This is a genomic window from Paenibacillus nasutitermitis (assembly GCF_014641075.1).
Taxonomy (GTDB): Bacteria; Bacillota; Bacilli; order Paenibacillales; family Paenibacillaceae; genus Paenibacillus_Z; species Paenibacillus_Z nasutitermitis.
The window spans coordinates 1-13,158 of the sequence record NZ_BMHP01000014.1 but is presented as its reverse complement, the minus strand read 5'-3'; the positions used below and the strand labels follow the sequence as shown (position 1 = coordinate 13,158).

Annotated in this window: 7 protein-coding genes and 3 pseudogenes; 9 read left to right on the top strand and 1 reads right to left on the bottom strand. The window is 38.4% G+C overall.

Annotated features, from left to right (window positions below; all coding sequences use genetic code 11):
• Window positions 1–51 precede the first annotated feature (51 nt).
• The 3 genes from IEY46_RS34090 (at window position 52) to IEY46_RS34080 (ending at window position 5,876) form a co-directional block, all read left to right on the top strand.
• A complete protein-coding gene (locus tag IEY46_RS34090; protein ID WP_189000249.1) occupies window positions 52–1,116 on the top strand; it encodes a hypothetical protein in 1,065 nt (354 codons plus the stop codon).
• A 223-nt stretch (window positions 1,117–1,339) separates the two neighbouring features.
• A complete protein-coding gene (locus IEY46_RS34085) occupies window positions 1,340–2,092 on the top strand; it encodes a hypothetical protein (protein WP_189000247.1) in 753 nt (250 codons plus the stop codon).
• A 223-nt stretch (window positions 2,093–2,315) separates the two neighbouring features.
• Window positions 2,316–5,876 carry an SIR2 family protein gene (locus tag IEY46_RS34080; RefSeq protein ID WP_189000245.1) on the top strand — a complete coding sequence of 1,187 codons (3,561 nt, stop codon included), beginning with the start codon at window positions 2,316–2,318 and terminating at the stop codon, window positions 5,874–5,876.
• Between the two features lie 51 nt (window positions 5,877–5,927).
• On the opposite strand, the pseudogene IEY46_RS34075 reads toward IEY46_RS34080, so the two are convergent.
• Window positions 5,928–7,027: pseudogene (locus IEY46_RS34075) on the bottom strand (IS3 family transposase).
• 299 nt (window positions 7,028–7,326) lie between these two features.
• Between IEY46_RS34075 and IEY46_RS34070 the strand changes: the two are divergent.
• The 6 genes and pseudogenes from IEY46_RS34070 to IEY46_RS34045 all read left to right on the top strand — a co-directional run.
• Window positions 7,327–9,195, top strand: coding sequence for a leucine-rich repeat domain-containing protein (locus tag IEY46_RS34070; protein WP_189000243.1), 1,869 nt, complete (start codon window positions 7,327–7,329; stop codon window positions 9,193–9,195).
• Between the two features lie 311 nt (window positions 9,196–9,506).
• Window positions 9,507–9,785 (top strand): annotated as a pseudogene (locus tag IEY46_RS34065) (group II intron reverse transcriptase/maturase); the annotation flags it as partial.
• Between the two features lie 267 nt (window positions 9,786–10,052).
• Window positions 10,053–10,652: a TetR/AcrR family transcriptional regulator gene (locus IEY46_RS34060; protein ID WP_189000241.1), complete on the top strand. Its 600-nt coding sequence runs from the start codon at window positions 10,053–10,055 to the stop codon at window positions 10,650–10,652.
• A 147-nt stretch (window positions 10,653–10,799) separates the two neighbouring features.
• Window positions 10,800–12,074, top strand: a complete 1,275-nt coding sequence (locus IEY46_RS34055; protein ID WP_189000239.1) for a DUF418 domain-containing protein — start codon at window positions 10,800–10,802, stop codon at window positions 12,072–12,074.
• A 162-nt stretch (window positions 12,075–12,236) separates the two neighbouring features.
• A pseudogene (locus tag IEY46_RS34050) lies at window positions 12,237–12,572 on the top strand (group II intron maturase-specific domain-containing protein); the annotation flags it as partial.
• A gap of 169 nt (window positions 12,573–12,741) precedes the next feature.
• Window positions 12,742–13,158, top strand: a 417-nt coding sequence (locus IEY46_RS34045) for a response regulator transcription factor (protein ID WP_229750733.1), incomplete at its 3' end; no start/stop codon positions are given.

The following is a 13,158-nucleotide window of genomic DNA, read 5'->3' as shown; positions in this document are numbered from 1 at the left end:
TTGCGAAACAAAGGCGGGAAGGTATCCGAATCATAGAAAGGGGAAAAGCCGATGAGTGGAATGAATGATCAAGAATTAGACTCATCGTTTGTACTAAATAAAAATAGTTACCCAGATGATTTTTTACCAGTGTACTTGCACCTAGGTATCACACCAAAATATCTAATCCAATTTCCAGTTTTACTACCGTTTGAATTGCCTTTTCAGAATGGATTATGTAACACCATCTTCTTGGACAACGGTGATGCTTGTACGCTTCACTATTCAGATGTGCTAACTACAGAGCATATCCATGCTGGCATTATCTCAAAAAAAGCTATGTCCGTGGAAGTTTGTAAGACTCGGGTTGAAATGACTTATGTACTTTCAAGTGATTTACCAACCGAAGAAGAATTTTTAAGTAATATTTTTGATACCTTGGTAGATTGTTTAAATTGGATGATTGTAGCGTACAAACTTCATAAAAAGGACGTCCACGTTCATGAAGTCTCAAGAGAAATGTTTGAATTTGCTAGCATAAGTAGAGTAATCACTATAGACTCTTGGGAATATAGTGCAGCCTTATTCCTCACTAATACCAACATTAAATATAGGAAAGAGAAACTTTCGGAGGAAGACCAATATGAAGTAATACGATACACAAGTGTTATTTATAAAGAGAACAACCCCTTTATTGTATCTGAAGACTTCTTATTGACTGCAAGACATAATTTTAGGTACGGATTTTATAAAGAAGCGGTATTGTTCAGTCAAAGTTTTATTGAAACCTTCTTACATGCATTGTTTCATCAACTACTAGAAACAGAAGGGAAAACTGAAGAAGAAATTACAAAGAAATTAGAAGATGTGTCTTTTATGGGAATGGTAAAGAAGGAGTTTCACGGTAGAATCGGAGGGGTTTGGAATTCTGATAACCCGTTAACTCCAATTGGTGAATGGTATAAAAACACATATCAACTTAGAAACAGGGTAGCACATGCTGGATATCCACCAGTTTTTGAAGAAGCTGAAAAATCAATAAACAGTGCAATGAAATTCCGATCTTTTGTGATAAATCAATTGCTCACTAAGAAGAAACTATACAATAAAATAACCGAATATTTCCACCTTATTTAATGAACCTTGCCTAACAGTGTATTAACACTTTGGGTCGTTCGGCTCTTAGTCCTGCAGGAGCTAACATAAGTTTGACTAAATCATTTTAGCTACATGCGATAAACCTGCAGCTTGCTCCATTTTTCTACCATTACCTCATGAATTTCTATCTACACATACGCTTCGTAAATAATTGCGCATCATATACTGACTCAACTAACTAAAAGTGAATAGGGATGATACTATGGACGAATTAAACAAAATAGATAAGTTGTATCGATTTCTAGAGGAACAAATTGAGTTCCTTGATGATGACGCTTCTTGGGGGTCAATGTTTAATCTCCCTGAGCAAGATATGTATGCTAGAGACTACTTAAAGTTTGCTGAAAACCAACTCCAAATAGGAACAATAGAGTCGCTAATTAACTGCATATCCAATTTAAAGAGAGCGGTCGATTGTCAGATCGATATATTTTTCTATACATTAGGGCTAAATGTCGTATTAAAAAAGAGAAATCTAAAGTTTGAAAAAAAGCTTGAGTTCTTGGGAGCAATTGGGATTTTTAGCCCGAAATCGCTAGCAAAGTTAAATACAATAAGAAACAAAATGGAGCATGAATACTCCATTCCCCAAATCATAGAGTTGGATCTCTACTTCGATTTAGTATTAGCCTTTATATATAATCTGGAGACGGCAATCATTGTTCTATCCACTGATGAGAGAAACCTGTACAACAAGGATGGAGAAAGCGTAAATGATTCATATTTCACCCTAAGACTAGATAGGGATAGCGAGCCACCAGTGATGAAGGCAGTGTGGGGGAGACGAGATAAGGATGCAATTGTTGTGATGTTTGATGAATACAGATGTTTTTCTTTCTATTTAAGGTGTTTGTATTTACTGAACATTAAGGACGCATTTGTAAGCAAAAAATATGTTGTAGAGCAAATGAAATTTGAATATATTCGGCTTTATAGTGAACTTAATAAGAAATGAATCACCAGAGAGGCTGCCGATTACTTCGACAGCCTTTAGCTATACTATTAAGCTTTGACATAGCTTTAGTTTAGTGGGAAAGATGGGCCGTAGTACGCGGCGGTGCATCTTTCGCCGAAAGCCCCGTTAAGCTGAACCGTATCATAAGTGATGGAGAAACATATGATAATAAATTAGATTTTGATATAATATGTAGAAAGTTCCATAAAGGGGGATGCTACACTTGGAGATTAAGACAAAAATTGTTGAAGCTATTCAAAACGACAAATTAGTGTTCTTTATTGGTTCTGGTTTTTCTCGACCTCTTGGTTTTCCTAATTGGACTGAACTAGTTAGAGAGATCTTAATGGAATTGTCTAAAGAAGAGCCCAGTTACGCAAATATGATTGAAATACTAGATATGCGTTTTTTTTCGGAAATTGAGATATTAGAGAAAATTAAACATAAAAAGGCTGATGTTTACCGGGTGTTAGACCGTGTTATAGATGTTCAATTAAATGATAGTGAGAAATTACTCTTACATAAGAAGCTAGGTAAAGTATCTTCTAAAATTATCACTACTAATTATGATAAAGCACTAGAAACAGCAACTGGATTCAAAAAAATCCAGTTTGATAACACATTCCATATTGCTAATTTACCAAGTCATAATAATTACATTCTAAAACTACATGGCTGTATTGAAGATCCTCGAAAATGCGTGTTATTTGCAGAAGATTATCATAATCTGTATAAAAATGATAGTGCAGCAATAGAAAGATTAAAGTCTATAATAGCTGATCAAACAATAGTTTTTATTGGTTTTAGTTTCACTGACCCATATGTAAGACGTGAATTTGAATATATAAATAATGTTTATAAAGGGCTATCTGAAAAACACTATATTGTAACTACTGATAAAACGATGTCACAAGAATATGATCTAGAACCAATCATAATTACTGATTGGGATGAGGGGTTATCTGGTTTTTTAGACAGCCTTTATGAACATAAGCTTTCTTTCCAAGAAGTAAGTGTGGGAAATACAGTGGTAGCCAGTCAATATATACAGAGTGATCCCATTCGTATAGAAAAAAGTAAAGTTGCCATATTAATTGCTTCACCAATTGACGCTGAAGTTAATTATTATTTCGATAAAATTATTAATGGTTTTAATAGAAATGCACTAGTCATTGATTTATATTATTTTTCAGAAGAGAATCTTCGGGAATTAGAAGGGTATAATTATATATTTATATTTACCAAATTAATTCAAAACAAAATAGTAATTGAGGATTATTATCTAAAAAGTAAACTTGTAACATTATTATATCTAGAGCAAAACTTAGCTTATCAAGAAGGTCTAAAGGGGTTATTTGTAGTTACTGATAAAGTTGCAAAATGGAATCAAGAGAATATTTCGATACCTTTAGTAAATGTATGGGATATTGACTTAAATAGCCTAGTGTTTAAAATTTTTCGTAAAGGAAAGATAGACGAATTTCAAGATTCAATAATATATAATGCTGATAAACTCGTTCTCCAAAAGGTGGAAAAAGGAAATGCAGACATTAAAGTAATTAACCGACAAGACAAAAGTAAGCTATCTGAATCTATTGATGCAAAAAATCTATCGAGTTTTGTAGGACGAACGACGGATTTAGAAGATATTGTTCGTAAAATTTTGGAAACGAATGAAAAAATTCTAACAATTAAGGGATCTGGGGGAATTGGCAAGACAACCATAGTAAAAAAAGCTGCTTTAGAGATGTATAATAGGGGGTATTTCCCTGATGGAGTATATTTTATTGATTGTGAATTTATTGACAACTATAAAACATTTGAATACAAAATCACTCAATGTTTTGGTTTAGATAGCTCGATTAATTTTAAAGAGCATATCATACAAAATAATATGAAGACAAACTCCCTAATTATATTGGACAATTTCGAGCCAATGCTTTATATCGAACATGCAGAAGAAATCAGAGAAATAATTCATTTTATTTGTGAGTTCTCTACCGTTGTAGTAACATCAAGGGAATGGATTGGTTTTGAGTATGAGCAAAGGCATGAACTAAGATCTTTTATTTCTGAGGAAGCGCTTGGGCTTTTTCAAACATTTTATACAACATCAATTAAAGATACTGATATGAAAATATTAAAAGAAGATATACTAGAGGATTTGCTAAATAATAACCCATTAGCAATTAAGATAGTTGCAAGAAATCTTCCAAAAGGGAAGAGCCTATCCATACTTAGAGAGGAACTTGCAACGGACTTTTTTAACACAATTGATACTGATTACAGCGATATTTTTGATGGAGCAGTTGATAAAAATATTGAGAGATCGAGATCATTATATCAATCAATATCATATTCATTTAAAAAGTTGACTCCTAAGGAAAAAATACTTTTTGAGACACTTTCACTTTTTCCTGATGGCATTCATATGCATAGTATTAAAGCCTTCTTTGCAAAAGACCAATATAAAAAAGATATAAATAAAATTACTGATAAGGAGATAAATGGACTAGAAAATAAATCTCTAATAGAAATCAATAAAGGTTTTATAAGACTGCAATCAATATTAGGTAGATTTGCAGAATATCAATTTAATAATAGAACTTCAAATGAAAAAGCTTGGTATTATAAAAGAGCATATCAGTTTAATTATGAACTGATATTTTTCTTGCATACTCTTAGCCAAGAAGCCGTGACTGAAAGTTTACATATTTTTGATAAAAATTCTGAGAATTTTCTGAAAAGTATGCACTACATTTCGGATGTAGAGTCGGATAAAGCTGATAAACTTGAATATATTTTAGTTGTTGAGAATTTCTTTTCAAGGTTAGAACAAAGAACCAATTTTTATATCGCTTTAAAGAAATTAAAAGGGCGATTTACCGATGTTGAGTACGGAGAGTTGTTTATAGATATACTGATTACCAGTTCAATGTATTACGAAGGCCGGTTTGAGGAGTCCTATAACAAGCTAAATTCACTTTTGCCTATGGAGAATCTTAAGAATATAAATTTGGAAACAAAATTCGGTAAGAATTTAATGTTGGATGTAATAAGTGTCTATAAATACAAAAATGCATTTGAAATAATAGAATATCTTCTTGATGTTGATTTTTATAAATATAACACTACACCATTACATGATAATTTGTTATTTTTAATTGGACAGTATAACTTATCAAGGTTATTTATTACGAGGAAAGCTTTCTATTATTTTGAGATGTCATATAATCTTGGTGAATTAGAAGTAAGTGAATTAGATGAATATATTAATGGACTTTATCAAAAACAGTATCTACAAATTTTGCAAGCAAATTATTTAAAAGCTAAACTCGGACGTATAAATAAAGAACAAATAAATAAACTGGTAGTAACTAATCCTTATACCCAAGGATTGAAATTAGTCATGCAAGCATTTTTGGAAACAGATGATGATAAAGCCAGCGAATTATATGAATCGGCAATTAATAGGCTGGAGCATATCAGTTATTACCAAGTAGAAGCGGTTTATTTCTATGTAATTCACTTAAAGAAAATAAACTCTGTAAAATCAACAGAGTGGTTTGATTTGGGAATGTCTCTTTCCCAAAAACATAAATATCATTTTCAAATCCATCAGTTTAATAATTTAAACTTAGATACACCTCTCCCTTATGATGAGGAAATATATGAATTCCCGCTTAAAGAAAATATTATGCTGTATTTAAGTGAATTTAGTAAAAGACATAAGGATAACGATAAAATAAGAATTTTCGAGCAGAGAGATAAAGTAAAACAGTAAATTTTTTTCTGTAGGACAAAAATGGATTGTCAACACAAAACTGAACAACTTTTATAAGGGCATCCTCCTGGCTTGAACAGGAGTCAGATCATCTAGTGTTCCGTGAATCCGATGGTAATTAAACCAATGGACATAATCATGGAGTTCGACGTCAAGCCGCTCCTCCGTGAGGAAATGCGCTTGGTTAGCGAATTCCGTCTTGAAGATTTTAAGGGTTGCTTCTGCAACGGCATTATCGTAGGGACAGCCCTTTCGGCTAAGCAAACGTGTAACGCCAAACGTTGTCAACGCTTCAGAAATGAGCTTGTTATCAAATTCTCTGCCACGATCGGTATGAAACATTTGAATGCGATCTAACCTCACCGAGATGCTTGCTATGGCTTTGTAAACAAGCTCTGCTGTCTTGTTGGGACCGCTGCTGCACCCAATAATTTCACGATTAAAGAGGTCGACAAACAAGCATACGTAATGCCAACTACCGGCTACTCGTACGTACGTCAAATCGCTGACGACAACAGCGTATGGCTCGTCTTGATCAAATTCGCGTTGCAGCGCATTCTTTACGACGGCCTCATTAGAATCGCTCTTAACAGGCTTGTACTGCGCTACCGTGTAAGTAGATACCATACCATGTTTGCTCATGATCTGACCGATCTTACGACGCGAGGCTAGTAGGGCTCCCTTTCCTAGTTCCACCTTGATTTTTTGTGTTCCGTAGTTGTTTCGACTAGCTGCGAAGATGTCTAGAATCGCATCCTCTAACCGCTGTTCTTCTTCGTTAGCGGCGGGCTCAGACTGCTTAGTGGTAGTTAAAGGACTTCGCACATTGCTGATACCGAGTACTTGTTGTGCATTATTGCGAATCACATTTACTTTCGTCCCATGATCAGCGCGGCTTGCTTTAAAATATCGTTCTCCATTTTCAAACGCTGATTTTCTTTACGTAAAGCTAGGAGTTCATTCTCTTCCTCTGTGCGATTATTTTTTTCTTTAAAGGAACCTGTTTTCTGACTTTGTGTAATCCAACGGTCAAATGCAGAAGCACTCAGATCATATTCCTTGATGATGTTCGCTCTTGATTTTCCACTCTCGTAGAGCTGGACCATCTGCTTCTTAAACTCGGCTGTAAAGGTACGTCTTGGTTTTGGCATCGTAGATTCGCTCCTCTATCTGTTCCCTTCATTCTACTAGCCCTTATTTTTTCTGTCTAACTTAGTGTAGACGATCCAGTTTTGATAAAACTTAGGGTGAAATATAATACAATAACTTAAGCATGTTACATGTACATGATCTAGTAGTGACAATACGTCAATCGGTAAGCATTGCAGGAAACAAAATTTCGCCTTAGAGATGATACGAAAAACCGTATTATAAGTGACGGCGAAAAATTCATTGTTGGTATGGTGGGGGATTTTTCCTTAACAGATAAGGATATTAGGAGAGTTGGCCAGTGGAATTAATTAAATTAAATTGTCCAAATTGTAATGCGGAAATTGAATATAAAGAAGGGCAAACACTCAAATGTCGTTATTGTGGAACGGAATTATTGTTGAAGGAGAATAACGTCTTTTATGTCGACCAAACGATTAATAATTATTACGGAACATCTCCAGCTCCTACAACAATACAACCCAAACCGAATTTAAAGCTGCTGTTCATTTTGCCGCTCGTACTCATTTGTGCATTTGTTAGCTATTTCATGTTGAACAGCAATCAATTCAAAGACAGCGACGATGTACCATTATCTATTCGAACAGTGCCTGAGAGCGAAGTCCTTCTATTCTTTTTGAAAGATATTTTTAATAAAGGCGAAGCGATGCCTTCGGAAGAAGAAATCGCCAGTATCCGTTATTTGTCTACTCACTATAGTGAGGATCAGTGGCACTTTGAATACAGCTTTGACGACCCATTTACGAATAAGCAGGCTGAAATTTCCGATTATGTGATGATGGATAAGATATTGAATACACAAAGAATAGAACAAAAAGACTTTGAGGCATTCAGTGGACTATCGGTGTTAGATCTGATGGAAGAATACGAAGTTTCTCAAAGTGAGAAAGTTAGCTTTCGACATTTGCAAGGGTTAAAAAGCTATAAAGGCGGTTTTAACGAATCATTTGGTACATTTGCGCATTATTTTGCCGATAAAACTAAAATCGTAGAACTCTCCACACAAATTCGAAGTAATTCGGAATTGGCTTTATTATTAGAGTTTCCGAATCTGCAATCGCTTCAAATTACTTATGTAGACGAGTCTGTCACGGATTTTCATCTACTGAATCAACTGTCCTTGAAATCATTGTCCTTAAGTATGATCAATGATTTGAAGTGGTTGTCTTCTTTAACTGGTTTAAAGTCATTAACCATAGACAATAATGAAGCGACAGATTTCAGCGCGTTTTATTCGCTGAGTCAATTACAAGAGCTGAAGCTTACGTTGGTAAGAAATTTAAAAACACTGGATTTTATACAAAATATGCCCAACTTACAAACGCTCGATATTGATTCTGCTGACATCACGAATTTGGAGATCCTTAGGAATAAGTCATCATTGACGAAGCTGCATTTATCTTCTCTTTATAAGTTGGAATCCGTTGAGGCTGTGAATAGTTTGACTTCACTGACCGAATTGGCGATAACGGGTTATAATGGTACTGTATCACCGATCGTAGCGCCAAATTTAAAGAAAGCTGAATTAATTGGTTCTTTCATACCAAAGTTAAAGGCGCCAGCTTTAAAATCTTTAACTGTTTACGTAGGCGGGACAGATTTGGATGGAGCAGATTTAGTGAAACACCCGCGGTTAGAACAACTATCAGTAATAGAGCATGGAAGCTTTACAGGTATCCGTTCTTTGAATCATCTGCCAAGTCTGCAAACATTAAATTTAAATGAGACGACTTTTTACGATGAACCGAGTGCATTATTCCATTTGCAGCATGTAAAAACGTTAAATTGTAATGAATGTTGGTTCCAAATAAATAATCAGAATCCATTTGCAAATAACATGTTGGAACATTTAACTTTGAATCAAGCATCTTTTCGAATAGGTAATGGTGACTGGTTGCATGAAATGGATAAGGTGATGCCTTATTTTTCTAATTTGACAGCCTTACGCTCTTTTACGATGCAGGACAGTTCACTTCAGTCGTTAGATTTCATGAAAAATTGGCAAAAAATTGAGGAGCTTCATTTAGAGAATAATGCTATTTCAAATGTAGAGCCTCTAGTGAACCTGCCAAACTTAAAGAAGTTATATATTTTAGGGAATCAAGTGCAAAATAAGTCTGTCCTTGATAGGGGGATTTTGGTTTATTAAGGTAACGGCTACTGAAAAGCCAGAGATTCATGACCAGCCTGGATCATTTATTCTTATAATATGGCATTAAAGAACACCACGGCGGAGTTTTCGCCGTTAGACACAATGGTAAAACTCATTTGGGAAAATCAAAGGGGCAGGAAAAAAAACACTAAGAATCAACTTAGTGTTTTTCGTTATGTACGCCAAGCATGGGCATCATCTCTACGGTGAAAGTCCGGAATGGGGGCTGGCAAGCGCCTACCATTAGCCAAGAGCAAGGGTGTCCGCTGTGAGGCGGAATGTGAAGGCAAAATGATCTGTTGGAGCGAATGCTCGAAGGAGATAACCTTCGGCTCGCGTACAAGCGAGTGGTCCAAAACGGAGGAGCACCTGGCGTGGACAGCGTAACCGTAGCCGATCTACAGGCTTACCTGAAAACCCACTGGGAAGCGGTGAAAACCGAACTTCTTGCGGGAACGTACAGACCGACGCCTGTCAAACGGGTGGCAATCCCCAAACCCGGAGGCGGCGTAAGGCTGCTCGGCATTCCGACCGTGATGGACCGTTTCCTTCAACAAGCTCTTCTGCAAGTGATGAACCCGATCTTTCTAATTTTTATTCAAACTTATGATGCGTGAAGCAATAATGTATGTACGTGAAACATCAGATTGGTTTTAGAAAGAATGGTACCCATATATTTCGCCTTACTTGTGTTACGGAGAACCTTATCATAAGTGACGGCGAAATTTTCAAGAATGGTTTAGGAGGTGATACAAGACCCCGAAATTCGAAACAGCGTGGAAATAATGTTTGCAAATCGGTTGTTGTCAATTTATAATGAATAAATATTCAATCATAAAAGGAAGGGAGACAATATGCCAAGAACAAAAGAGCAGTTTGAATACTTACGCTCCGTCACGAAAAACAAAATTCGTTCAGCTGGTTTGCAGTTGTTCTCTCACAAAGGTTTGAGGGGGACGAACGTTCAAGAAATTGCTGCCGTAGCCGGCATCAGTACGGGATTGATGTATCAGCATTATAACACAAAAGAGGATCTGTTCTACGATTTAGTCAATACGGCGATCCATGAAATGAAGGCGATAGAATTCTTGCTGGATGCCGACGAACGCCCGTCCATCATTTTTAAACAATTATCTACCGCTATGATGAGTGAAATGAATAAGAATGAGGAGTCTGCGCAGTATCTAGTGCTAGTCGCGCACTCTTTGCTGATGGGTGATTTGGACACGGAGATAGCAGAAACGTACAACTCTGAACTATTCGAAAGAGTGGCGAATCTAATTCGAAGGGGACAGTCAATGGGTGATTTACATCCCGGCGATCCCTATCAAATGACCCTGTTGTTCTTCTCGACGGTGCAGGGGTTAGCTGTGATGAAGCTTTCGTTAAAAGATCGATTTGTATGCCCAAATGCAGAAATGCTGACGGCTTATTTGATCATGGATACGAACTAACCGGAGGAAACACCCGTTGTATGCGGGCCGGTTATAAAAATCCGGTGGGGCGGAGCTGGCTAAAATTGACGACGCTCTTTTTTTGAACTATTATTGAATGAAAATTTAATCATCTAATATATTATCGTATTGATAAGGGGAATAACCATGTTAAACGAAACCTCCGAACAGTCGTTGCTTGCAAAAAACGCGGTCTTAGGACCTGTCCCAAAACAGGATCGGGCTCTCGCGCCGGATTTGGCGAGAGGAGTCATGCTTCTATTTATCGCTTTGGCAAACTGTGCAGGAATCTTCTTTGCCGCCGCTCCCGGCGTCGAGCCAATTCCGCAAGGATGGGAGCGAATCTATAATTTATTCACGTTAATGTTTCTTCATGCAAGGACGTTCCCCATATTCGCCTTCATGTTCGGATATGGGATGATTCAGCTTGCTATGCGTCAACAGGCGGCGGGAAGAAGTCCGCTTGAGGTGCGCACGATATTGCTGCGCCGAAATGGTTGGCTTCTTATTTTTGGTCTCATTCATGGCGTATTGCTCTATTCTGGCGATATCCTTGGCGCATACGGAATAGCAGGGTTGCTGTTTGTCTTCCTGCTGCTGAATCGCAGTGAGCGTATCTATCGATTGGTATTCTGGTATTGGGGGGTCCTAATCGTCTATTGCCTGGTCTTGATGATTTGGATTGCCATTAATATCGCCAACGGGTCTGCAGAAGCGGCTGTGACTGCCACAAGCCCATCTCCTTCGTCTTTGTCGACGTCTTACTCCGCCTCCCTCGCTGTAAGGCTGAGCGAATGGCCAATGCATACGGCTTTAATGTCCGTCAATATTGTCATTATTGGTCTCGGTGCCTGGTGTGCAAAACGGCGGATATTGGAAAACCCCGCAAACAATCTTCGGATTCTGAGCTGGAGTGCCATGGTCGGGATCGCAGCGGCTGCAATTGGCGGTTTACCGATGGGGCTGCTTAATCTTGGTGTTCTTCACGCCGATGCGGATACTGCACCGTTGATCAAATTGCTTTATGAAACGACCGGTGCGTTCGGAGGGGTGGGCTATGTCTCCGTGTTCGGATTGATCGCATATGCAATGTCCCAATACCCGGCATGTGTTAAAAGCCGGATCGTACGCGCTATTACGGCGCTCGGGCAGCGGTCGTTAAGCGGCTACCTGTTTCAATCGATCGTATGGATGGCCGTCATATCGCCGTTCACACTAAATCTAGGAGCGCATTTCGAGCGTTTGACCTTGGTTGCGGTCGGAACAGCCGTTGTCACTTGGCTCGCAAGCGTAATTGCGGCTTATTATATGGATCGGTACGGAAAGCGGGGGTGGATCGAGGTCCTGCTCCGAAGATTAACCTACGGACGGTTTTACCGTAAAGGCGTTGTTGATGAAGGCCGGGTAAAGGCAAGATTGTAGAACGTTTGGGGACTTATTGCTTGCGGAAAGCAAAAGCCCTTTCTCCGTGAAGAAGGGATCAAAGGCCGGGAGCTTCGTCTCGGTCTTTTGCGTTTTTATAAATTAAATTAATATTGTGCAAGTAATAAATTTGCTTGTGCAACTAACTAGTGGATACTGGAGGTGGACCGTCCCTGGAACCATAAGTTCCTTGGATTTAGCTTTCTAAGGGACAAGAAAGCGACGATTCGTTTAGCCCCGCAAAGCATCTCGCGGTTCAAAGAGAAGGTGCGCGAGCTAATGAACCGAACGCGATCGATGTTACTGGAGAGTCGGATTACGCGACTAATCTGTTATCTCATCGGCTGGATCGGGTATTTCCGGCTCGCAGCGGCAAAAGGCCACTACGAGAGGTTTGACCAATGGATCCGCCGAAGGCTCCGCATGTGCCTGTGGAAGCAATGGAAACGCGTGCGAACTCGCATCCGAGAGCTGCGGGCATTGGGTGTTCCGGAGTATTGCGTGAGCCATCTATCTCACACTCTAGTGCTTGCACCATTTTTTGGGCAGGAAATTACAGGAGAATTGTCGAAAGAGAAGATAGTCTGTGATGGCTAGTGACGACTATGTGTTGATACTATATTTTTATGAGTGTGAACCATTAGATTGAACAAGTGGGGTGAAATAATTGGATGACCGCCACGTAAAAATATTGGTCGTTGAAGATGATAATGAAATTAATAAATTACTGTGCGAAATTATAACCCATAGCGGATATGTACCGCAACCAGCCTATTCCGGCACGGAAGCGTTGTTGTATTTAGCCACGGAGCAGGAATGGAGCATGGTATTGCTCGATCTGATGCTGCCCGGGCTTAGCGGCGAAGAAATGCTTCAGCAGTTAGGGCCGAATCGTCAGCTCCCCGTAATCATTATCTCTGCCAAAGGGGAACAGCAAACGAAGGTCTCTGTTTTACGTATGGGAGCGGACGATTATATTACAAAACCTTTTGATGTTGAAGAGGTATCCGCGAGGATCGACATTCATCTCGGCAGATATAGACGTGCCGTGGCACCCGATCCGATTCGTGAATTGACGTACAAA